At 58.4% G+C, this 22,831-nt stretch carries 21 protein-coding genes; 8 read left to right on the top strand and 13 right to left on the bottom strand.

Annotated elements, in window-relative coordinates; all coding sequences use genetic code 11:
- The first annotated feature begins 74 nt into the window (after positions 1-74).
- Complete coding sequence (gene grxD / locus QF043_RS22840; RefSeq protein ID WP_010212745.1) at positions 75-413, top strand: Grx4 family monothiol glutaredoxin; 339 nt, start codon at positions 75-77, stop codon at positions 411-413.
- A 78-nt stretch (positions 414-491) separates the two neighbouring features.
- Here the strand turns inward: grxD and bfr are convergent, their stop codons facing one another.
- Both bfr and QF043_RS22830 read right to left on the bottom strand, forming a co-directional pair.
- Positions 492-962: a bacterioferritin gene (bfr, locus tag QF043_RS22835; RefSeq protein WP_017137040.1), complete on the bottom strand. Its 471-nt coding sequence runs from the start codon at positions 960-962 to the stop codon at positions 492-494.
- 201 nt (positions 963-1,163) lie between these two features.
- Positions 1,164-1,382 carry a bacterioferritin-associated ferredoxin gene (locus QF043_RS22830; RefSeq protein ID WP_307420270.1) on the bottom strand — a complete coding sequence of 73 codons (219 nt, stop codon included), beginning with the start codon at positions 1,380-1,382 and terminating at the stop codon, positions 1,164-1,166.
- 243 nt (positions 1,383-1,625) lie between these two features.
- Here QF043_RS22830 and QF043_RS22825 point away from each other — a divergent pair, with 243 nt between their 5' ends.
- Positions 1,626-2,228 carry a peroxiredoxin gene (locus QF043_RS22825; RefSeq protein ID WP_307420269.1) on the top strand — a complete coding sequence of 201 codons (603 nt, stop codon included), beginning with the start codon at positions 1,626-1,628 and terminating at the stop codon, positions 2,226-2,228.
- A gap of 283 nt (positions 2,229-2,511) precedes the next feature.
- On the opposite strand, the gene rnt is transcribed toward QF043_RS22825, so the two are convergent.
- The gene (gene rnt, locus QF043_RS22820; RefSeq protein WP_017137041.1) at positions 2,512-3,183 is read right to left on the bottom strand and encodes a ribonuclease T; all 672 of its coding nucleotides are present in this window, start codon (positions 3,181-3,183) and stop codon (positions 2,512-2,514) included.
- The gene (pyrC, locus tag QF043_RS22815) at positions 3,180-4,226 is read right to left on the bottom strand and encodes a dihydroorotase (protein WP_017137042.1); all 1,047 of its coding nucleotides are present in this window, start codon (positions 4,224-4,226) and stop codon (positions 3,180-3,182) included. The genes rnt and pyrC overlap by 4 nt, the downstream gene beginning before the upstream one ends.
- A 156-nt stretch (positions 4,227-4,382) precedes the next feature.
- On the opposite strand from pyrC, the gene QF043_RS22810 reads away from it, so the two are divergent.
- The 3 genes from QF043_RS22810 to QF043_RS22800 all read left to right on the top strand — a co-directional run bounded on the left by QF043_RS22810 (position 4,383) and on the right by QF043_RS22800 (position 7,905).
- Positions 4,383-5,291 (top strand): OmpA family protein, encoded by a 909-nt coding sequence (locus tag QF043_RS22810; RefSeq protein ID WP_307420268.1) that lies wholly within the window; start codon positions 4,383-4,385, stop codon positions 5,289-5,291.
- Between the two features lie 129 nt (positions 5,292-5,420).
- Positions 5,421-6,638 carry an argininosuccinate synthase gene (locus tag QF043_RS22805; protein ID WP_003208700.1) on the top strand — a complete coding sequence of 406 codons (1,218 nt, stop codon included), beginning with the start codon at positions 5,421-5,423 and terminating at the stop codon, positions 6,636-6,638.
- 634 nt (positions 6,639-7,272) lie between these two features.
- Entirely contained in the window at positions 7,273-7,905 is a 633-nt protein-coding gene (locus QF043_RS22800) for a response regulator transcription factor (protein WP_056857623.1), read from the top strand.
- Positions 7,906-7,990: 85 nt separating this feature from the next.
- On the opposite strand, the gene QF043_RS22795 is transcribed toward QF043_RS22800, so the two are convergent.
- From QF043_RS22795 to metG, 4 genes are all read right to left on the bottom strand, one after another.
- Positions 7,991-8,170 carry a PA3496 family putative envelope integrity protein gene (locus QF043_RS22795; RefSeq protein ID WP_307420267.1) on the bottom strand — a complete coding sequence of 60 codons (180 nt, stop codon included), beginning with the start codon at positions 8,168-8,170 and terminating at the stop codon, positions 7,991-7,993.
- Between the two features lie 107 nt (positions 8,171-8,277).
- Complete coding sequence (nth, locus tag QF043_RS22790) at positions 8,278-8,916, bottom strand: endonuclease III (protein ID WP_056857621.1); 639 nt, start codon at positions 8,914-8,916, stop codon at positions 8,278-8,280.
- 69 nt (positions 8,917-8,985) lie between these two features.
- Complete coding sequence (gene rsxB, locus QF043_RS22785) at positions 8,986-9,954, bottom strand: electron transport complex subunit RsxB (RefSeq protein WP_307420266.1); 969 nt, start codon at positions 9,952-9,954, stop codon at positions 8,986-8,988.
- Between the two features lie 355 nt (positions 9,955-10,309).
- Positions 10,310-12,361, bottom strand: coding sequence for a methionine--tRNA ligase (gene metG / locus QF043_RS22780; protein ID WP_058421611.1), 2,052 nt, complete (start codon positions 12,359-12,361; stop codon positions 10,310-10,312).
- A 172-nt stretch (positions 12,362-12,533) separates the two neighbouring features.
- Here metG and apbC point away from each other — a divergent pair, with 172 nt between their 5' ends.
- Positions 12,534-13,628 carry an iron-sulfur cluster carrier protein ApbC gene (gene apbC, locus QF043_RS22775; protein WP_099485988.1) on the top strand — a complete coding sequence of 365 codons (1,095 nt, stop codon included), beginning with the start codon at positions 12,534-12,536 and terminating at the stop codon, positions 13,626-13,628.
- A 494-nt stretch (positions 13,629-14,122) separates the two neighbouring features.
- Here apbC and fdxA read toward each other — a convergent pair whose 3' ends face one another.
- From fdxA to QF043_RS22755, 4 genes are all read right to left on the bottom strand, one after another.
- Positions 14,123-14,446 (bottom strand): ferredoxin FdxA, encoded by a 324-nt coding sequence (gene fdxA / locus QF043_RS22770; RefSeq protein WP_065928912.1) that lies wholly within the window; start codon positions 14,444-14,446, stop codon positions 14,123-14,125.
- Between the two features lie 142 nt (positions 14,447-14,588).
- Positions 14,589-17,180: a DNA mismatch repair protein MutS gene (gene mutS / locus QF043_RS22765; protein ID WP_307420265.1), complete on the bottom strand. Its 2,592-nt coding sequence runs from the start codon at positions 17,178-17,180 to the stop codon at positions 14,589-14,591.
- Positions 17,181-17,555: 375 nt separating this feature from the next.
- Positions 17,556-17,837, bottom strand: a complete 282-nt coding sequence (locus QF043_RS22760; protein WP_307420264.1) for a DUF3077 domain-containing protein — start codon at positions 17,835-17,837, stop codon at positions 17,556-17,558.
- Between the two features lie 485 nt (positions 17,838-18,322).
- Positions 18,323-19,117: a helix-turn-helix domain-containing protein gene (locus QF043_RS22755; RefSeq protein ID WP_041931406.1), complete on the bottom strand. Its 795-nt coding sequence runs from the start codon at positions 19,115-19,117 to the stop codon at positions 18,323-18,325.
- Between the two features lie 88 nt (positions 19,118-19,205).
- Between QF043_RS22755 and QF043_RS22750 the strand changes: the two genes are divergently transcribed.
- Complete coding sequence (locus tag QF043_RS22750) at positions 19,206-20,453, top strand: MFS transporter (protein ID WP_307420262.1); 1,248 nt, start codon at positions 19,206-19,208, stop codon at positions 20,451-20,453.
- On the opposite strand, the gene QF043_RS22745 is transcribed toward QF043_RS22750, so the two are convergent.
- Positions 20,366-21,277, bottom strand: a complete 912-nt coding sequence (locus QF043_RS22745; protein ID WP_015371104.1) for a LysR family transcriptional regulator — start codon at positions 21,275-21,277, stop codon at positions 20,366-20,368. The two genes, QF043_RS22750 and QF043_RS22745, sit on opposite strands and share 88 nt — an antisense overlap.
- Before the next feature lie 145 nt (positions 21,278-21,422).
- Here QF043_RS22745 and QF043_RS22740 point away from each other — a divergent pair, with 145 nt between their 5' ends.
- Positions 21,423-22,820, top strand: a complete 1,398-nt coding sequence (locus QF043_RS22740) for an amidohydrolase family protein (protein WP_053139078.1) — start codon at positions 21,423-21,425, stop codon at positions 22,818-22,820.
- Positions 22,821-22,831: the final 11 nt, after the last annotated feature.

Below are 22,831 nucleotides of genomic sequence, written 5' to 3'. Positions count from 1 at the left end.
CCGCGCTGGAATTTTGCGTTACAATGCGCCACCGTGCCGACCTGTGAGTCGCAAAGTTCCAGCCGAGGTGTTCCATGGATATCATCGAAACGATCAAAGAGCAGATTGCCAATAACACCATTCTGCTTTACATGAAGGGCGCCCCGAACGCTCCTCAGTGCGGTTTCTCCGCGAAGGCTTCCCAGGCCATCATGGCGTGCGGCGAGAAATTCGCTTACGTGGATATCCTGCAAAACCCGGAAATCCGCGCTAACCTGCCGAAGTACGCCAACTGGCCAACTTTCCCGCAATTGTGGGTAGCCGGTGAACTGGTCGGCGGTAGCGATATCATCACTGAAATGGCAGCTGATGGTTCGTTGCAAGCGCTGATCAAAGACGCAGCGGCAAACGCGGCAGCCAAGACTGACGCTTGATCCGAATGCAATAAAAAGCCCCGCTTCTCGAAAGAGAGCGGGGCTTTTTTGTAGCTTTTACCTGCAAGCCAATAGGGCTTACTCACCCATCTGCGATTGCAGGTAGTTTTCCAGGCTGACTTTAACGATCAAGCCCAGCTGGGTTTCCAGCCAGTCGATATGTTCTTCCTGATCTTCCAGGATATCTTCCAGCAGCTCACGGCTGCCGAAGTCGCCTTTGGTTTCGCAGTGAGCGATGGCGGCCTTGAGGTCGCTGTGGCTCTTCTGTTCGAACTTCAGGTCGCTGCTGATCATTTCCTGGGTGTGCTCGCCGATGTTCAGCTTGCCCAGGTCCTGTACGTTCGGCAGGCCTTCCAGGAACAGGATGCGCTTGATCAGCGCGTCTGCGTCCTTCATGGCCTTGATCGATTCTTTGTATTCACGCTTGCCGAGCTTTTCCAGGCCCCAATCGTCATACATGCGCGCATGCAGAAAGTACTGATTGATCGCGACCAGTTCATTGGCAAGGATTTTGTTGAGTTGCTGGATGACTGAGATGTCGCCTTTCATGACTGGGGTCCTGCCCTGTAATAGCTGTGTATGAGGCGGAGTTTGAGCGGCGAAATCTCTAGTGTCAAACCTAAGTTATTGAATAATAAATGAAAATTAATCGGAATAAGAATGTTTGTGTTCCGCGTCTTGGCGCTAACTAATTGAATTGTGGGCATAAAAAAACCGGACACTAAGTCCGGTTCTTCAAAACACGCCTATTTAAGCGTGTGTAAATTCTGCTGAGTAGGGGAGCGCGGCCTGGGCTGTTTGCAGCTGCGTCAGGGTTTCCCGTACCACTTGCTTGGCGAGGCAAGCACATTTGCCGCACTGGCTGGCGACGCCGGTGGTTTCACGTACTTCCTTGTAGCTGCAGCAACCATCATAGATTGCTTCGCGGATTTGTCCGTCGGTGACGCCAGTGCAGAGGCAGACATACATAAGGGAGAACCATCGCGGGTTTAAGGCTTAAGTGCGATGGATCTTAATGTTAACGAGAATGATTGTCAAAGTAGATTCGCAGGGTATTGCCAGGTCCCTGCGGCGCGCTGACGAACGGTTTTTTCAGTGTATGATGGTCGGTCTTCACGAAGCGTGACTGCGTCACAGGCCTGTCGCTTAACTGCGCCAGACTTGGGCCGGTCCTTTTACTTCATTCGTCACCCTTACATCAGGAGATACCCAATGAGCGTACTCGTCGGCAAACAAGCCCCGGATTTCGACGTACCTGCCGTCCTCGGCAATGGCGAAATCGTAGACAGCTTCAAACTGTCTGAAGCCATCAAAGGCAAATACGGCCTGGTGTTCTTCTACCCGCTGGACTTCACCTTCGTGTGCCCGTCGGAGCTGATCGCTCTGGACCACCGCATGGACGATTTCAACGCGCGCAACGTTGAAGTGGTCGCCGTTTCCATCGACTCCCATTTCACCCACAACGCCTGGCGCAACACCGCTATCAATGATGGTGGCATCGGCAAAGTCAAATACACCATGGCTGCCGACATGAAGCACGACATTGCCAAGGCCTACGACGTTGAGTCCGAAGGCGGCGTAGCGTTCCGTGGCGCGTTCCTGATCGACGACAAGGGCGTTGTGCGCTCGCAGATCATCAACGACCTGCCGCTGGGCCGTAACATGGAAGAGCTGATCCGTCTGGTTGACGCCCTGCAATTCCACGAAGAGCACGGCGAAGTCTGCCCTGCCAACTGGAAAAAAGGCGACAAAGGCATGAACGCTTCGCCAGAAGGCGTTGCGGCTTACCTGACCGAGAACGCTGGCAAGCTGTAAGCCTCGTTTCAGGTACAAAAAAACCGGCCTGTGAGGGCCGGTTTTTTTATGCACTGCATTTTTGACTCTGTGGCGAGCGAGCTTGTTGTGGTGAATGAGCTTTTGTGGCGAGGGAGCTTGCTCCCGCTGGGCTGCGAAGCGGCCCCAAATCCTGACACCGCGGTTTAACAGGTCAACCGGGGCGATCTTATCGGGGGCCGCTGCGCAGCCCAGCGGGAGCAAGCTCCCTCGCCACAACAAACTCGCTTGCCACAGAAGCTCGCTTGCTACAGAGGCGTCAGCCTCAGTCGTTGAAGTCTTCCCAGCCGCCCATCTGTTTCCAGCGGTTGACGATGCCGCAGAACAGCTCGGCGGTCTTTTCGGTGTCGTAGCGGGCCGAGTGGGCCTCACGACCGTCAAAGTCGATACCGGCTGCCTGGCACGCCTTCGCCAGTACCGTCTGGCCATACGCCAAACCGGCGAGGGTGGCGGTGTCGAAGCTGGAGAACGGGTGAAACGGGTTGCGCTTCATGTCCAACCGCGTCACGGCAGCATTCAGGAAACCCAGGTCGAAGCTGCTGTTGTGGCCCACCAGGATCGCGCGTTTGCAGCCATTGGCCTTCAACGCTTTGCGCACACCACGGAAGATATCGGTCAGCGCCGCTTCTTCACTCACAGCCATGCGCAGCGGGTGATCGAGCTTGATCCCGGTGAATTCCAGGGCTGCGGCTTCGATATTCGCACCTTCAAACGGCTCCACGCGGAAGAAGTGGGTATGTTCCGGGAACACAAAACCCTGCTCGTCCATGCCGATGGTGGTAGCGGCGATTTCCAGCAACGCGTCGGTGGCGCAGTTGAAACCACCGGTTTCTACGTCGATGACAACCGGCAGATAGCCGCGAAACCGCTCGGCCATCGGGTGGCGGGAGCCGCCACCACTGTGCTCGTGTTCGTCGTCGTAATGGTCTTCACTCACTTGCTTTCCTCCAGCAGGCGCCAGCGCAGTGTTTCACCGGCGCGCAGCGGGATAACAGTCAGCTCGCCAAACGGCAGGCTGGCAGGGGCGGTCCAGTCTTCACGAACCAGGGTAATGCGGTCGGTATTCGCCGGCAGGCCGTAGAAACGCGGGCCGTTGAGGCTGGCGAACGCCTCGAGCTTGTCCAGGGCGTTGCGCTGTTCAAACGCTTCGGCATACAGCTCGATGGCGGCATACGCGGTGTAGCAACCGGCACAGCCGCATGCCGCTTCTTTGGCGTGCTGGGCGTGGGGCGCCGAGTCGGTGCCGAGGAAGAACTTCGGGCTGCCGCTGGTGGCGGCGTCCAGCAGGGCCACCTGGTGGGTGTTGCGCTTGAGGATCGGCAGGCAATAGAAGTGCGGCCGAATCCCGCCCACCAGCATGTGGTTGCGGTTGTAGAGCAGGTGATGCGCGGTGATGGTCGCGCCGACGTTGGCCGAAGCCTCGTTGACGAACTGCACGGCGTCGGCGGTGGTGATGTGTTCGAACACGACCTTGAGGGTCGGGAACAGCTCGACCACACGGCGCATATGCTCGTCGATGAAGATCTTTTCACGATCAAACACATCCACATCGCCACGGGTGACTTCCCCGTGGATCAGCAGCGGCATGCCGACTTCAGCCATGGCTTCGATCGCCGGCAGGATCTTGTCGATACTGGTCACGCCGGAGTCGGAGTTGGTGGTCGCGCCCGCCGGGTACAGCTTGGCGGCGTACACAAAACCGCTGGCCTTGGCCTCGCGGATCTCGGCAGGCTGGGTGCGGTCGGTGAGGTAGAGCACCATCAACGGTTCGAAGCGGCTGCCGGCCGGGCGCGCAGCGAGGATACGCTGGCGATAGGCATCGGCTTGCTCGGCATTACGCACCGGAGGTACCAGGTTAGGCATGATAATCGCGCGGCCAAACGTGCGCGCTACATCGGCCACGGTTTGGGGTAACGCAGCACCATCGCGAAGATGAATATGCCAGTCGTCGGGACGCAGCAGGGTCAGGCGGTCGGACATTGGGGATTCCAGGCGGGTCAATCTGGTGGGAATGCTACCGGAAAAGACTCTTGCAGGCACTCGCTATCAAGTTTTGCCGCACGTGTCCGATATCCCTGGGTATGCCTTAACGACGTATGACGCTTTGAAGTGTTGTAGAAACCAGTGGAGCCTCCCGTGCGCCAGCATTATCTAGCCCTGCTCAGTGTGTTCGCCAGCCTGCCTGCGATGGCACTCACCTTCCAGACACGTCTGGAGAACATTGAGTGGAAGGTGGAAGGCGACCAATTCGAGTGCCGCCTGACCCAGCCGATCACCGATTTCGGTTCGGGTGAGTTCGTGCGCCGGGCCGGCGAGCAGGCGACATTTCGCCTGAAAGCCTACAGCGGCGCGCTCGGTGCGGGCTCGGCGACCTTGTTGGCGGCGGCTGCTCCGTGGCAACCGGGCCGTGGCGATATCAACCTCGGTGCGGTGCGTGTCGGCAGTGGTGATGTGCTGTTCAACAGCTCCCAGGCCCAGGCTGGGCGTTTGTTCACCGGCTTGCTCGAAGGGCGCAGCCCCACCGTGCGGCATTACGGGCGTGACGGCGGCTACTCGGAAGTCCGCCTGTTGCCGGTGAAATTCAACAAGGCCTTCAACGACTATCAACTGTGCACCACCAAGCTGTTGCCGATGAATTACGATCAGGTCAAACAGACGGAAGTCGGCTTCCCGGGCGGCGGTATTGAGCTGGACGCCGCAGCCAAAAAGAAGCTGGATGTGATTCTCGCGTTCATGAAAGCCGACCCGACAGTCAATCACGTCGAGCTCAATGGGCATTCCGATAACAGCGGCAACCGCCTGACCAACCGTGACGTCTCGCGCCGTCGTGCCCTGGCGGTGATGGACTACCTCAAGGCCAATGGCATTCAGGAAGCACAGATCACGATGCGTTTTCACGGTGAAAGTTACCCACTGGCGCCCAATACCAATGCCGCCAACCGCGCCCGCAATCGCCGCGTGAATATTCAGCTCGAACGCGTGGCTACCCCCGAGAAACCGGCGCCCCAGGCCACTGGCCCGAGCAACGCGGCCCACACCTCATAAGGTGCGACCATCGGTCGCCCGCTCGACATAATCTGTCGCTTTATCTTCATTTGCTGTCGCGCCTCTGTAAATTCACGGTTTTGGTCGGTAGAATCGACGGCTTTCCGTACAACCCCGTGGAGTGATGGCATGGCCGACGTAAACAAGGTCGTTCTCGCGTATTCCGGCGGCCTGGACACTTCGGTGATCCTCAAGTGGCTGCAGGATACTTATAACTGTGAAGTGGTGACCTTCACCGCTGACCTGGGTCAGGGCGAAGAGGTCGAACCTGCACGTGCCAAGGCGCAAGCCATGGGCGTGAAAGAGATCTACATTGACGACCTGCGCGAAGAATTCGTCCGCGATTTCGTCTTCCCGATGTTTCGCGCCAACACCGTCTACGAAGGCGAGTACCTGCTGGGTACTTCCATCGCGCGCCCGCTGATCGCCAAACGCCTGATCGAAATCGCCAACGAAACCGGCGCCGACGCCATTTCCCATGGCGCTACCGGCAAGGGCAACGACCAGGTGCGTTTCGAGCTGGGTGCCTACGCTCTCAAGCCAGGCGTGAAAGTGATTGCACCGTGGCGTGAATGGGACCTGTTGTCCCGTGAAAAGCTGATGGATTACGCAGAAAAGCATGCGATCCCGATCGAGCGTCACGGCAAGAAGAAGTCCCCGTACTCGATGGACGCCAACTTGCTGCACATCTCCTATGAAGGCGGCGTGCTGGAAGACACCTGGACCGAGCACGAAGAAGACATGTGGAAATGGACCGTCTCCCCGGAGAACGCTCCAGACAAGGCCCAGTACCTGGAACTGACCTACCGCAACGGTGACATCGTGGCACTGGACGGCGTCGAAATGACCCCGGCCACCGTGCTGGCGACCCTGAACCGTATCGGTGGCGAACACGGTATCGGCCGTCTCGACATCGTCGAGAACCGTTACGTGGGCATGAAGTCCCGTGGCTGCTACGAAACCCCAGGCGGCACCATCATGCTGCGCGCCCACCGCGCCATTGAGTCCATCACCCTGGACCGCGAAGTGGCTCACCTCAAAGACGAGCTGATGCCCAAGTACGCCAGCCTGATCTACACCGGTTACTGGTGGAGCCCGGAGCGTCTGATGCTGCAACAGATGATCGACGCCTCCCAGGTCCACGTGAACGGCGTTGTGCGCCTGAAGCTGTACAAGGGCAACGTGATCGTCACCGGTCGCAAGTCTGATGAGTCGCTGTTCGACGCCAACATCGCCACCTTCGAAGAAGACGGCGGTGCTTACAATCAGGCGGACGCCGCAGGTTTCATCAAGCTGAACGCGTTGCGTATGCGCATCGCCGCCAACAAGGGTCGCAAGCTGTTCTGAGTGCTGCCTTCGTTGTAAAAAATGGCCCCTTGTTCAAGGGGCCATTTTTTTGCCTGCCTATAAAGATAGACGACTTTAATGCGCGCTGATGTTTAAACGGTGCGTGGCTGTTTAACGTTTGTTGAATAGTGAAGTTGAACACGGCCTTTTCCGCACCGGTGTGTTTATTTCTGTACGGTCGAATGAATTTTTTACACCTGCACAGGAACTATATCTGACGGAAAATTCACTACCTAAGTAAGGCGAGTACGTAGGGCGCTGAAACTTCTGTAGGAAATAAGGATGTAAACAGCTATGTTGAATGGAACTAAATCAGTTGATTTTTTTGCCGCTGCTCACTGGCCTTGCTGCCACAAGCAAGGGGTATTTCCTGAAAGTCATGTGCGGTACATTTACCTCGCCCCCCTTCTGCGGTGCATATTTAACTCAAAATATGTACGGCTCCGGAAAGTTCTGAAGGGCTCCATAAAACCGGATGCACCTGAGTTTGTGTTTTTTTGTAGGTTAATTCCTATATCGTTGTGGGTTGGGTCTCTGCTTGCTGTTGCTTGGGGGGGAGCGCTATGCCAACTAGGAAACGACTAGGCTATTGTGCTTGCTCTAAATAATTCGAACAGCGAAATTGGACTTTCTCATGAATAAAGTGCTGATCGTGGATGATCATCCCGTCATTCGTCTTGCTGTGCGCATGCTAATGGAACGTCATGGTTATGAAGTCGTTGCCGAGACTGATAACGGCGTCGATGCGTTGCAACTTGCACGGGAACATATGCCGGACATTGTCATACTGGATATCGGGATACCCAAGCTCGATGGCCTGGAAGTTATCTGTCGCCTGGCGTCTACCAAGCAGTCCGCACCCGTCAAGGTGCTGGTGCTGACGTCCCAGGCGCCCGGCCATTTTTCCATGCGCTGCATGCAGGCGGGGGCGGCGGGGTACGTGTGCAAGCAACAGGACCTGACCGAGCTGTTGAGCGCCATCAAGGCGGTACTTTCCGGCTACAGCTATTTCCCCAACCAGGCGCTCAACTCGGTACGCTCGACCATGGGCAATGCCAGCGAGGCGGACATGGTTGAACGCCTGTCGGGTCGCGAGATGATGGTGTTGCAGCAACTGGCCCGAGGCAAAACCAACAAGGAAATCGCCGATGGCATGTTCCTGAGCAACAAAACCGTCAGCACCTACAAGACCCGGCTGTTACTCAAGCTCAATGCACGCTCCCTCGTAGACCTGATCGAGCTGGCCCAGCGCAACGGACTCGTGTAGACGCGGGTGCGGTTGTGCACTAAAACCCGAATAACCGGCAAAAAAAAGCCTCCGTCAGGGAGGCTTCCGGCCGTCAGCGCATCGATCAGAGGTCGAAGTCGTAATCGGCCAGTTGTTTTTGCAAGCGTCGCTCTTCCAGCAGGTTGTCGATAGTGCGGCGTTTGCTCAAATTGGTCTTGGCCACCTCAACGGGAGCTTCGCTCTCGTCCTCCGAGTCTGCAGGGAGGTCTTCGTCTACTTCCAGTTGTTCTTTGCCAGTGCTCATAAGGTTAACTCCAGGCTAAGACTGCCGTTGGCGCTCCTTATAACGATAATCCACGAACGGGTAAAAAAGATTTTTTCAATCGACTGATCGAGAAAACCAATGAACCCTCAATCGTCCGAGGTTTTGTCCTTGTATTCGCACAGGTCTTCGATGCGGCAACTTCCGCAGCGAGGCTTGCGGGCCTGGCATACGTAGCGCCCGTGCAGGATCAGCCAGTGGTGGGAGTCGAGCAAGTACGGCTTGGGTACAAACTTCATCAACTGCTTTTCGACCTCGACCACGTTCTTGCCGCGCGCGATCCCGGTGCGGTTGCTGACGCGGAAAATATGCGTGTCCACTGCCATGGTCAGTTGCCGGAACGCGGTATTGAGTACCACGTTAGCGGTTTTGCGGCCTACGCCTGGTAGTGCTTCCAGGGCTTCGCGGGTTTGCGGCACTTCACTGCCGTGCAATTCAACCAATAGGCGGCAGGTCTCAATGACGTTCTTGGCCTTGCTGTTGTACAGGCCGATCGTCTTGATGTATTCCGACAAACCGTCCACACCCAGGGCGTAAATGGCGGCTGGCGTATTGGCCACCGGGTACAACTTGGCCGTAGCCTTATTGACGCCAACGTCGGTGGATTGTGCCGACAGGATCACCGCAATCAGCAACTCGAACGGCGACGAGTAGGCCAGTTCGGTCTTGGGTTCCGGATTGTCTTCGTGAAACCTGCGGAAAATTTCCAGGCGTTTTGCGGCATTCATGGGGCGGGTGGTTCCTTGCAGGCGATCTGCGGGATTGTAGCAATACACACAGCAGGGTTTATTTTCGGCTTAAGCGCTGTTATGAGCATCCACGTGGCGTTGTGCGTCATCGAGTTTGCTTTGCGCCTCGGCCAATTGCTCTGGGGCGGCGTTTAGATTCTGGGCTTTGTGCAATTCTGCGCGACGCATGGCCAGTTGGATTTTAGCGCGCTTGAGGTCGGCGCTGTTACTGGGCGCAACTGCTGGCGCCGGTGTGGCATGTACTTCCAGGGCGGCCAGCGCCTGCTCCGCCGCTTCGAACTGCTGTTGCAGCAGGATCAACTGCGATTGCTGCTCAAAGGTCGGTGGATGTCCAAATGCCTTGAGTGATTTATGCAGTTGGGCACGGCTCATGGCAACGGCGATCTTGGCTTTCTTGACCGCTGTATCCCGGGCCGCTTGAGTGTCATCGGTTGTTACGGGGGCAGCCGGCGGTGCCGAACGTTTAGCCCGCGCCAGGCGTTCGGCGAGTTTATGCGCCTCCTCGCGTTGCAGCCGCGCATTGCGTTGCTCAAAACGCCGCCGCGCGCGGTCGCGCTTGAGGGCGCGTGCCTGATACTGCAGATCATTGCTGGCCAGGCCGCCGACAATCGCCAGCACAGCGGTCGCCGGGCGCATTTCGATGCAGTCCACAGGGCAGGGCGCAACACACAGGTCGCAGCCGGTGCATTCATCCATGATCACGGTGTGCATCAACTTGGCCGCGCCGACAATCGCATCCACCGGGCACGCCTGGATGCACTTGGTGCAGCCGATGCACTCGGCTTCGCGAATGTAGGCCACCTGGGCCGGGGCTTCGCCGCGACTGGTGTCCAGTTCCAACACCGGCACGCGCAACAGGTGGGCCAGGCCAGCAATGGTTTCCTGTCCACCCGGCGGGCACTTGTTGATCGCCTCGCCTTGGGCGATGCCCTCGGCGTAAGGCTTGCAACCCGGATGCCCGCATTTGCCGCATTGGGTCTGCGGCAGCAGCGCGTCGATACGTTGAATCAAGTTCATGGGGTGATCATTGGTATGCCGGTTGAACAAACTGGGCCTGTTGGAGTGGCTAGTGAGCCTGTTGTGGCGAGCAGGCTTTCTGTGACGAGTAGGCTTTCTGTGATGAGCGGGCTTCTTGTGGCGAGCGGGCTTGCCCCGCGTTGGGGCGCGGAGCGGCCCTTGGTACAGACACTCGGTTTAACAGGCATAGTGCGGCGACTTTATTGGGGCTGCTGCGCAGCCCAACGCGGGGCAAGCCCGCTCGCCACAAGAAACCTGTTTGCTACAGAGAGCCTGTTTGCCACGCCAGGCCCGCTCGCCACAAAAAGCCCGTCTGCCACGGTATGCCCGCTTACCGCAGACGGGCTGTGCAGCCTTACTTGATACGTTGACCCGGCTTGGCGCCGCTGTCGGGGCTCAACAGGTAGATCTCTTCGCCGCCAGGGCCCGCTGCCATCACCATGCCTTCGGAGATACCGAACTTCATTTTGCGTGGCTTGAGGTTGGCGATCATCATGGTCAGGCGACCGTCGAGCTTGGACGGGTCCGGGTAGGCGCTCTTGATGCCGGAGAACACGTTACGTTGCTCGCCACCCAGGTCCAGGGTCAGGCGCAGCAACTTGTCGGCACCTTCGACGGCCTCGGCCTTGACGATCAGCGCAACGCGCAGGTCGACGGCGGCAAAGGCGTCGAAGTCGATTTCTGCCGAGATCGGATCCTTGGCCAGCTCACCGTTACCGGCGGGCGCCGCCGAACCGGTGTCGGTCTGGCTGGCGACCAGGTCTTCTTTCGAAGCGTCGGTCATGGCCTGGACTTTTACCGGGTCGATACGCGTCATCAACGGCTTGAACTCGTTCAACTGATGGTTGCTGAGCAGGGTGGCGTGGTCGTTCCAGGTCAGCGGCGCGACGTTGAGGAACGCCTCGGCATCAGCGGCCAGCAATGGCAGCACCGGCTTGAGGAAAATCACCAACTGACGGAACAGGTTGACGCCCGTGGCGCAGATCGCCTGGACTTCCGCCTGCTTGCCTTCCTGCTTGTTCAGCGACCACGGCGCCTTGTCGGCGATCCAGGCGTTGGCGCGGTCGGCCAGGCCCATGATCTCGCGCATGGCGCGGGCGAAATCGCGGGCTTCATAGGCGTCGGCAATGCTGGGCGCGGCGGCCAGGAAGGCTTCGGTCAGCTCCGGTGCGGCGTTTTCAGCCACCAGCACACCGGCATTGCCCTTGTGGATAAACCCGGCGCAACGGCTGGCGATGTTGACGACTTTGCCGACCAGGTCCGAGTTGACCTTCTGTACGAAGTCTTCCAGGTTCAGGTCCAGGTCGTCGACACCACGGCCGAGCTTGGCGGCGTAGTAGTAGCGCAGGTATTCCGGCGACAGATGGTCCAGGTAGGTGCGCGCCTTGATAAAGGTGCCACGGGACTTGGACATTTTCTGGCCATTGACCGTCAGGTAGCCGTGCACGGCGATGCCGGTCGGCTTGCGATAGCCCGAGCCTTCGAGCATGGCCGGCCAGAACAGCGCGTGGAAGTTGACGATGTCCTTGCCGATGAAGTGGTACAGCTCGGCGGTGGAATCCTTGGCCCAGTACGCATCGAAGTCCAGCTCCGGCGTGCGGTCGCAGAGGTTCTTGAAGCTGGCCATGTAGCCAATCGGCGCGTCCAGCCACACATAGAAGTACTTGCCTGGCTCGCCGGGGATCTCGAAGCCGAAATACGGCGCATCGCGGGAGATGTCCCACTGCTGCAGGCCGCTGTCGAGCCATTCGGAGAGTTTATTGGCCACGGCGTCCTGCAAGGTGCCGCTGCGGGTCCAGGTTTGCAGCATCTGCTGGAAATCCGGGAGCTTGAAGAAGAAGTGCTGGGAATCCTTGAGCACCGGGGTGGCGCCGGAGATTGCCGACTTCGGGTTCTTCAGGTCAGTCGGTGCATAGGTCGCACCACATTTTTCGCAGTTGTCGCCGTACTGGTCTTCGGTGCCGCACTTGGGGCAGGTGCCCTTGATGAAGCGGTCGGCCAGGAACATTTTCTTTTCCGGGTCGAAATACTGGGTCACCGAACGCTGGTCGATGTGCCCGGCTTCTTTCAAGCGCAGGTAGATCTGGCTCGACAGCTCGCGGTTTTCTTCGGAGTGGGTCGAGTGGAAGTTGTCGAAGTCCACCAGGAACTCGGCAAAGTCGGCGCTGTGTTCAGCCTGCACATTGGCGATCAGTTGTTCCGGGGTGATGCCTTCCTTCTCGGCGCGCAACATGATGGCCGAACCGTGGGCGTCGTCCGCGCAGACATAAATGCATTGGTTGCCGCGATGCTTCTGGAAGCGCACCCACATATCGGTCTGGATGTACTCAAGCATATGGCCAAGATGGATGGAACCATTGGCATAGGGCAGGGCGCTGGTGACGAGGATCTTGCGTGGCTCGGACATGGGGCTCGGCTACTTGATGAAACGGAGGTCGGCCACTATAAAGCGCCGGGAAATATATTTCACCCCGTGGTGCTGTTTCTGAATCTTCCCAGGCCTCGAAAGCATGCCGCTGGGCGGCCGGAACGGTTAGGATAGCCGCCTGTTTCACTCAGTCTTTTTTCGGGAGTAGCCCATGAGCGCCGTCAATCGCGCAGCGGTGGAAGCCGTTCTTCGCCAGTACACCGACCCCTATTTGAACCAGGACCCGGTCAGCGCCGGCTGTGTACGTGCCATTGAAGTCCAGGGCGACCAGGTGTCGGTCCAGTTGGAACTGGGCTATGCCGCCGGTTTGTTCAAGAGCGGTTGGGCGCAGATGCTGCAAATGGCCATCGAAGGCCTGGACGGCGTGCGTTCGGCCAAGGTCGACATCCAGTGCGTGATCGCCGCGCACAAGGCCCAGGCGCAGATCCCGGGCCTGGCCAACGTCAAGAATGTTATCGCGGTGGCCTCCGGCAAGGGCGGTGTGGGTAAGTCCACCACTGCCGCCAACCTGGCGCTGGCGCTGGCCCGAGAAGGTGCGCGCGTGGGCATCCTCGACGCCGATATCTACGGCCCAAGCCAGGGCGTGATGTTCGGCATCGCCGAAGGCACGCGGCCCAAGGTCAAGGACCAGAAGTGGTTTGTGCCGATCGAGTCGCTGGGCGTGGAAGTCATGTCCATGGCGTTCCTCACCGACGACAACACACCGATGGTCTGGCGCGGGCCGATGGTCTCCGGCGCCTTGCTGCAACTGGTTACCCAGACCGCATGGGGCGACCTCGATTACCTGGTGATCGACATGCCGCCAGGCACCGGCGATATCCAGCTGACCCTGGCGCAAAAGGTGCCGGTGGCCGGTTCGGTGATCGTGACCACGCCTCAGGACCTGGCGCTGCTGGATGCCAGAAAAGGTGTGGAGATGTTCCGTAAGGTCAACATCCCGGTGCTGGGCGTCGTTGAAAACATGGCGGTACACATCTGCTCCAACTGCGGCCACGCCGAGCATTTGTTTGGCGAAGGCGGCGGCGAGAAGTTGGCGACCCAGTACGGGGTTGAGTTGCTGGCGTCGTTGCCGCTGGCGATGGAAATTCGTGAGCAGGCCGACGGCGGCAAGCCCACCGTGGCCGCCGAGCCTGATGGGCCAATTGCTCTGGTGTATCAGGAACTGGCCCGTCATGTGGGCGCGCGGATCGTCCTGCAGGAAGCCGCAGCACCGGCAATGCCGACCATCACCGTCAGCGACGACTGAGCCTGCTGAAGGAAAACAGCCTCGGCGTTGTCGGGGCTTTTTTATGCCTGCCGATCAGTCAACGGTTCCGAATCATGCGTTTACGCAATTGCGCGTGTAAGCATTTGCTTACTTTTTCGTAAGTGTTTGGTTTTTTTACCAGGCATGTCCATCTCGAAACGACGAAAGACTTTTCTATCCTTTTGAAAAATAACAAATATTTATACTTGAATGAGCGTTCAAGTCTGTCAGCCGATCACTTGGATCCCGTTGAACTTCCCTCGGAACTCTCTAAGATCAGCCCTGTGTCCACGGATTGGCACAGCCATCAAGGAACGATGGTTGAAGGAACGTCGCAGGAAGCGATTCATCAGGATGATGAAAAGGAATACAGGGACTAGGGAAAAAATGTGGGCGGGTCATACCGCCCCTTTTTTTTGCCTGCAGAAAAGTGAAACCGACCACCCGCAAACGCAAAAAGGCCCGCAAGGGGCCTTTTCGATGAAGCCAGTTGATCAGCGTTCCAGATCGGCGATCTTGCCTGGCTTGCCATCCCACTCTTTGGCGTCTGGCAGCGCATCTTTACGCTCTGTGATGTTTGGCCAAATGTCGGCCAACTCCTGGTTCAATTCGATAAAGTTTTCCATACCCGCCGGGATTTCATCTTCGGAGAAGATCGCATTGGCCGGGCACTCTGGTTCACACAGGGCGCAGTCGATGCACTCATCCGGGTGGATAACCAGGAAGTTCGGGCCTTCGTAGAAGCAGTCCACCGGACACACTTCGACGCAGTCGGTGTACTTGCACTTGATGCAGTTGTCGGTAACGACGAAGGTCATTTCTAATTTTCTCCTCAGGCGGCGGCAGCGAAACCCTGTGTGGCAGGGCTCGCGAGGTTCAGGAGCGATAGTCTGCAGGCCAGGCTAATAACCCGCAGCATCCCAAACCGCGCGAGAGTCTACCAGCTTGCAAGCCTGTGCGTTATATCCGAACTTGCAGTGCATATAACATTTCGAGCGCTTTACGCGGCGTCAAGCCGTCCAGGTCAAGCTTTGCCAACTCATCCAGCACCGGATGGGGCAGGCTGGCGAACATATCGCTCTGGTGCGGCGCGCTGGGTTTGCTGCTGGTTTTGGCCGGGCTCGCCACGGGAATCTCGTGGGGCAGGGCGGTTTCTTCCAGGCGGCTCAAGTGTTCACGGGCGCGGGTGATGACTTGCGCGGGCACCCCCGCCAACTGCGCCACGGCCAAACCGTAACTCTGGCTCGCCGGCCCCGGCAGCACGTGGTGCAGGAACACGATGCGCTCGTTGTGCTCGGTGGCATTGAGGTGCACGTTGGCCACCAGCGGCTCGCTTTCCGGCAACACCGTCAGCTCGAAATAGTGTGTGGCGAACAGCGTGTAGGCACGCAACTGCGCCAAACGCTCGGCCGCCGCCCACGCCAGCGACAGACCATCGAAGGTGCTGGTGCCGCGCCCCACTTCGTCCATCAGCACCAGGCTGCGTTCGGTGGCGTTGTGCAGAATGTTGGCGGTTTCGCTCATCTCCACCATGAAGGTCGAACGGCCGCCAGCCAGGTCATCACTGGAACCGATCCGGGTGAAAATGCGGTCAACCAGCGACAACTCGCAACTGGCCGCCGGCACAAAGCTGCCGATGTGCGCCAGCAACACGATCAACGCGGTCTGACGCATGTAGGTGGATTTACCACCCATGTTGGGTCCGGTGATCACCAGCATGCGCGTGTCGTCATCCAGCGACAGGTCATTGGCCACGAACGGCGTGGTCAACACCTGCTCCACCACCGGGTGGCGCCCCTGCACGATACGCATGCACGGCTCACTGACAAAACGCGGGCAGTTCAGGTCAAGGTTCAGCGCCCGCTCGGCCAGGTTGCTCAGCACATCCAGTTCCGCCAGGGCGGCGGCGGTGTCTTGCAGCGGCGCCAGGCGGCTGATCAAGTCCTCAAGCAACGCCTCATACAGCATCTTTTCGCGCGCCAGGGCACGGCTTTTGGCCGACAGTGCCTTGTCTTCGAACTCTTTGAGCTCCGGCGTAATGAAACGCTCGGCGCCTTTAAGGGTTTGGCGGCGCTGATAATCAATCGGCGCCGACTCGGCCTGTTTGCTCGGCAACTCAATAAAGTAGCCGTGCACGCGGTTGTAGCCGACCTTCAAGTTGGCCAGGCCGGTGCGGGCTTTTTCGCGGGCTTCCAGGTCAATCAGGAACTGCCCGGCGTTTTCGCTCAGCGATTGCAGCTCGTCCAGCTCGCTGTCGTAACCGGTTTTAAGCACGCCGCCGTCACGAATGATCGCCGGCGGGTTGTCGATAATGGCTTTTTCCAGCAGCGCCGCAAGGTCCGGGTAAGTGCCGGCCGTGACGGCGAGTTGTTGCAGGTGCGGCGTGTCCAGCTCGGTCATCGCCACTTGCAACTGCGGCAGCGCGCTCAAGGCATCGCGCAGGCGCGCCAGGTCACGCGGCCGCGCATTGCGCAGGCCGATCCGCGCCAGGATGCGCTCGATATCGCCGATTTCCTTGAGCTGCGGCTGCAGGCTCTCAAAACGATAGCGATCCAGCAGGCAAGTAATCGACGTCTGACGCGCTTGCAGCACAGTCAGGTCGCGCAGTGGGCGGTTCAACCAGCGGGTCAGCAAGCGGCTGCCCATGGCGGTCTGGCAACGGTCGACCACCGACTGCAGCGTGTTGTCACGGCCACCGGCCAGGTTGGTGTCCAGTTCCAGGTTGCGACGGCTGGCGCCATCGAGCACCACGGTGTCGTCCAGGCGTTCATGGCGCAGGCTACGCAAATGCGGCAGGGCGGTGCGCTGGGTTTCCTTGGCATAGCTGAGCAAGCAACCGGCAGCGCCGATGGCCAGGGTCAGGGTTTCGCAGCCGAAGCCTTTAAGGTCCTGCACCGAGAACTGCTGGCACAGACTTTTCAGCGCCGTGTCGCGCTCAAAGTCCCACGGCGCACGACGCTTGGTCCCACGGCGTTTTTCCGCCGGTAGATCCTTGGGCCAATCATCCGGAATCAACAATTCCACCGGATTGATGCGTTCCAACTCCGCCAGCAGGTTCTCCCAGCCCTTGATCTCCAGCACGCTGAAGTTGCCGCTGGTGATATCCAGCACCGACAGGCCGAACAACCGCTCATCGCCCAACACCGCCGCGATCAGGTTGTCACGACGCTCATCCAGCAACGCCTCATCACTCACCGTGCCCGGCGTAATAATGCGCACCACCTGACGCTCCACCGGCCCTTTGCTGGTGGCCGGGTCGCCGATCTGCTCACAGATCACCACCGACTCGCCCAGCTTCACCAGCTTGACCAGGTAACCTTCCAACGAATGGTAAGGAATCCCACACATCGGAATCGACTGCCCCGCCGACTGCCCGCGCGCGGTCAGGGTGATGTCCAGCAGCTTGGCGGCCTTCTTCGCGTCTTCGTAGAAGATCTCGTAGAAGTCGCCCATGCGATAGAACATCAACTGATCAGGGTGCTGGTTTTTCAGGCGCCAGTACTGCTGCATCATCGGGGTGTGGGAAGACAGATCGGAGGTGTTTTTACTCATCAGATAGTTAGCAAATTCGTTGAAAGTGATGGGGCAAAGGGCACGCTTGGTCCAGTGTCGATCAGTGGCGGAGCGCGGACTTCCAAACGACGCAGGCCGAATGTGGGAGCTGTCGAGCCTTAGCGAGGCTGCGAAGGGATCGCCGCGCTGTACCTGCAGGCCGCAGCCCGCGCATCGCTGAAGTTCTAAAGCTCAACATCGTGCCCAATCGTAGTCGCTTAACTGATCGGCATTGGGCGCTTGGCCCAGCATTTGTTGCGATGGGCGCAAGGTTAACACGTGAAGTCGGCCCTTCGCAGGTCGCAAACGGCCAGGTAAAACACAAAAAGGGCAGCGCCTTTATATAAGCGCCACCCTTTTTTACTGTCGCCCGATTTACTGAAGGTTGCCGGGCGAATCCAACACCTTCACCACATCATCAACCACTGCCTTGACCATCTCCTGCAAGTAATGCGACGCCCAGGCGTAACGGTCCCTCTCCTTGGTCATCGCCGCATCTTCGGCGAGTTGCTTGGCGACGTGGAGGAGGTCCGAGGCGTGGTTTAAGGCTTCGTGCAGGGAGACGCCGCTGTTGACGCGGAATAGCGGTTGGTCGGAGTGGAAGGAGAAGGGGGTGACGCCGAGGGTGGTTAACGCAGACGGATTTGTAGCGGTCATCGGTAAAACTCCCATATCAATTGAGAGCTACCACATTCGTTATCAGGCGAATTGGGTGGCAGCTGTGCGCAGGCTGATAAACCGGAGATACAGGAACCCGGCAGACCCGAAAGTCTCCCACGCACAGCCGCCATTGCACGAAATGTTGGGCGAAAAAAAACGCCTGCAAATCGAGTTTTGGGGGCGCTTGGTGCGCCTGCATCTTGCCGGGTTATCAGGCCCGGTCGCTGAATTGGCAGCGACGGAGGGGAGGGTAGCGTGGTGGTGGGGTGGGTGCAACTGGGAAAAGGGGGAATCTCTTTGCTTTGCTTTCCTTCGCCAGTTGCCAGCGGACCCCTGCGGGAGGATACGCCCCGGAAATTATCACCTAAAGATGTGAGGGCAGGATTGATCGCTTGGTCAATGGTTTAAGGTGAAGGCAGCTTTCGGCCAATAGCAGACAGATCGTTCTACAGCCTCGGCGCTTTGTATCAGCCAGCAGAGCACTAGCGCAGAGAGGAAAAATACTGAGTAGGCGGTTTACCCAGTGCTTTCTTGAACATAGTGATGAATGCATTAACAGAGTCATATCCCAGGATGCCCGCCACACGTTGCACGGATACCCCCTCCGCCAAATGACTCAGTGCGATCATCAAATGCAATTGTTGACGCCAGCGTCCGAAGCTCAGCCCGGTCGTGCTTTCTACAAGCCTGGCCAGCGTTCGTTCACTGGTTGCAAGCCGAGTGGCCCACTCGCGCAACGTGGTTCGGTCGCCTGGATCTGAGAAGAGCGTATCCGCGATTTGTTTGATCTTGGGGTGGTCTGATATCGGCAAATGCAGCTCTTTCAGCGGGGCATCGGAAAGCTGCTCAAGCAGCACTGCAACCAGCCGAGCTGTCTTGCCCTCGGAATGGTAAGCAGGTTCCTGTTCAGCGAGATGCAGGACCATCTCCCGAACAAGGGGCGTAATGGCAACCGTGCAGCATTCTTCAGGCATGGCTGCCGCACCGGGCTCAACGAACAGAAAGCAGGTCCGGGCGTTTTCGGTCACTCGGCAACTGTGCGGCGTGCCGCCCGGGATCCATACGGCGTGCTGGGGAGGGACAAGCCAGAGTGCATTTTGCACCTCACAGCTCACTGCGCCATGCAAAGACAGGATGAGCTGGCCTTTGCGATGATCATGCGGACGGGCACCCGAATCATTGAGGTCAGGCGCAACCTTGAGGGCAATCGCTGCCTGGGCGAAAAGGTCTGAATCGAAATCTTCCGGCGAGGAAACGACATTTTTTGAGCTTGGCATAATTTAGATATCAGGTGTCTTGATATCTATATTAGCCGGTTCTGAAGTTCTCTACAGTTGTCTTCTTTTAAGAGGACAGATAAAGAATATGTCAGATACAAAAAACAAGTGGCATGCCATCGCGCTCGTCGCATGCATTCTGCTTATCGCCGTGAACCTGCGCGTTCCCTTTACCAGCATCGCGCCCGTTTTGCCGCTGATCCAGAATGATTTTGGCTTGAGCGCCTCAGCTCTAGGCCTGCTTACTTCACTGCCATTACTTGCCTTTGCAGCCTTCTCCCCGCTCAGCGCATCGGTCGCCCGCAGGTTCGGCATCGAGCGCACGCTTTTCGGTGCACTGTTGGTCATTTCAGCGGGCATCCTGCTCCGCTCCGCAGGCAGCGCATGGGTGTTGTACGCCGGTACGATATTGATAGGCACTGGGATCGCCCTGGGCAACGTGCTGCTGCCCGGCCTGATCAAACGCGACTTCTCGACAAAAATGGCGTCCATGACCGGCGCTTATTCCATCACCATGGGTGCAGCGGGCGCTGTCGGTTCAGCCGTAATAGTTCCGCTGACCCAATCATGGGGATGGCCGATTGCCCTGAGTTTGTTGGTCGCAGCCCCGTTGTTGGCGCTGGTGGTGTGGCTGCCGCAGTTGAAAAAACACGAACACGTAAATCTGTCAGGTCCGAAACAAGCGCCAACCGTGGCCGTCTGGCGTTCGCCGCTGGCATGGCAGGTCACACTGTTCATGGGGCTGAACGCGATGCCTTTTTATGTCGCCGTCGGCTGGCTGCCGACCATTCTGATGGACCATGGCATATCCCCGGAGCAAGCAGGCACGGTACACGGCACGCTTCAACTGACGACGGCCATTCCCGGCTTGATTCTGGCGGCCACGCTTCGTCGTCTCAAAGACCAGAAACTGGCAGCCGCTACCGTCAGCCTGTTAACCGCCTCATCCCTGATCGGGCTCATTTACGCGCCAGACTACGCCATGTTGTGGGCCGCGGTCCTGGGCTTCGGCTCTGGTGCCAGCATGATGCTCGGCCTGACCTTCATCGGCTTGCGCACAAAAAATGCCGGTGACACGGCGGCACTTTCAGGAATGGCGCAGTGCGTCGGCTACCTGATGGCAGCCGCAGGCCCCTTGCTGCTGGGCCAACTGCACGACTGGACCGGTGGCTGGACAGGACCGCTGCTGATCACAGCCGCAATCTCCGTAGCCGGAGCATTCACCGGCATGCTGGCCGGGCGCAACGTTCAACTTGAATCTGCTGAATCATCGTCGCGAACAAGCCCAGCAATCCAGTCAGCGAATGCGCTCACAGCTGGCGATAAAAAGCGCTGATGCGGGTATAGCAGGTGAACAGGAACCGATGCGGGCTGCCAGTCAGCAAGCACTTCGACCAGTCGCCCTTCTCGCAGATGCTCGCTGACCACGTTCTCAGCGAGCTGCACCAGCCCAAAGCCTTCAAGGCACATTTTGATGTAAAGCCCAGTCTCGTTGACGGCCGCTGTGCCGTTCACCGGGACTGAGATTTTTTCGGTACCACGGGCAAAGCGCATTTCACCTGCTTGCCTTGCGCGGCCCGAGAAGTAATGGATGGCCCGGTGGTGAGACAAATCTTGCGGATTTTGCGGAGTGCCGTTCTCTTCGAGATAGGCGGCAGACGCACAGGTTACCCAGCGAAACCGACCGAGTGGGCGCGCAACGAGCGTTGAGTCATCGAGCTCGCCTGTACGAATAACGCAATCGACACCCTCTTGAACCAGATCAACCTGCCGATCGTTGACGCCTATCATCAGGTAGATATCCGGGTAGCGCCTGTAGAAGTCTTGCAGGTTTGGCATGACGATGAAGTGTGCAATGCCACCCGGCATATCGACACGCAAACGCCCCTGTGGCCGTTTTACGGAATCCGTCAGGCTGGTCTCTGTGTGTTCGATCAGCTCCAATATTTCCCGGCATTGCGCCAGATATTGTGCGCCCTCAGAGGTCAGGCTGACCCGACGCGTTGTTCTGTTCAGCAGGCGTACCTGCAAGTACTTCTCAAGATTTTTAACGCTGCTGGTAACTGTGGAGGCCGGCAGAGAGAGCGTCTGCGCCGCCTGGATAAAGCTTCCTGCTTCAGCCACACGTACGAAAACCTGCATCGCTTGAATACGGTCCATGACTGTTAGCAGCCTCAAAGCAGTGATCGGGTAAAGTCGTTATTATTCGTAGATATTGAATAATAAAAACAGTTTAACCATCTTTTTCCCGCAGTATCGCATTGCGTACATTGCTTCCAACGAAATTTGAAGAGGTGTACAGAAAATGGCTGAATATAACCGCAGCATTGTGCAGGCCCCGACCGCTCAGGCCGCCCGCACCCTTATCCGCGGCGCCACTGTGCTGAGCATGGACGGTGATATCGGCAATCTGGCGCGCGGCGATATCCTTATCGAAGGCAGCACCATCACGGCCATAGGTGAAAACATCGAGGCCGGCGACGCTATGGTTATCGAGGCATCCGGCATGATTGCCATGCCCGGCATGGTCGATACGCATCGTCACTCCTGGGAGGGCCAACTGCGTCGAATCAATCCGAATGCCGAAACCCTGGAAGACTACTGCAACGCAACGCACTTCTCGTTCGCCAAATACTATCGCCCGGCTGACATGTATATTGGCAATCTACTGACTGCATTGGGGTGCATCGATGCGGGCATCACGACCGTGGTCGATAACTCGCACAACAGCCGCACCGGCGCGCACTCCGACGCCGCGGTCGAGGCGCTGCTCGATGCTGGTATCCGGTCTGTACACGCCTCCGGTGCGCCAGTTTCTGGTGAGTGGGACAAAGCCCACTGGCCCGGCAACCTGGAGCGTCTCCAGGGGAAATACGTCAAGAACGGTGACAACCCGCTGCTCTCGCTGGCGGTAATGGCGCAGCTGGAGCCTGAGCTATGGGCTGAGGCCCGGCGCTTGGGGCTGCCTATCATTACCGAATTCTTCGGCGGGGACATGGCAGCTGAGTTGGAGGGTTTGCATCGCGAGGGTCTGCTGCGCCCCGATAACATCTTCAACCACTGCACAGCGCTGCCGGACGCCGGCTGGAAAATCATTCGCGAGGCTGGCGTGCGGGTCAACGTATGCCCGCGTTCAGATGCCCACTACGGCATTGAAGATGGAATGTTCGCCATGCAGTCGGCCCAGCGTCACGGCATCAGCCCGGGGCTGAGTGTCGATAACGAAACCTCCTATAGCGGTGACATGTTCATGGAGATGCGGGTGGCGTTCTACCTGCAACGCGTCATGGGCATGCACCAGCAGCGCTGCTGCGGCGCAGAGCATCATCCGGTGACCCTGCCGGCTCATGGCCTGCTCAAAGCCGCCACTCTTGACGGCGCCACCTGTGCAGGATTGCAGGACAAAGTCGGCACCCTGACCCCCGGCAAACAGGCCGACCTGATCCTTATCAATGCGCAGGACATCAACCTTTACCCGTCGGGTAACGCATTCGGCACCGTGGTACACGCGGCCGAACGCAGCAATGTCGACACGGTCATGATTGGCGGGCGCATCGTCAAGCGCGGCGGCAAGGTGCTGGGCGTGGACAGCGAAAGGCTGCGTGCAGCAATCGACGAATCCCGTGAGCATCTGTTTGCTGCCGCAGGCTACCAGCCGGATATTTTTGCCGAGACATTCATGCCGCTTGAGTCAGCCAAGTAAGGAGGCGCGAA

This window comes from Pseudomonas sp. W3I7, assembly GCF_030816095.1.
GTDB lineage: Bacteria > Pseudomonadota > Gammaproteobacteria > Pseudomonadales > Pseudomonadaceae > Aquipseudomonas > Aquipseudomonas salomonii.
Note: the sequence above shows the minus strand (reverse complement) of the source record. Positions and strands in the feature narration are given on the sequence as shown.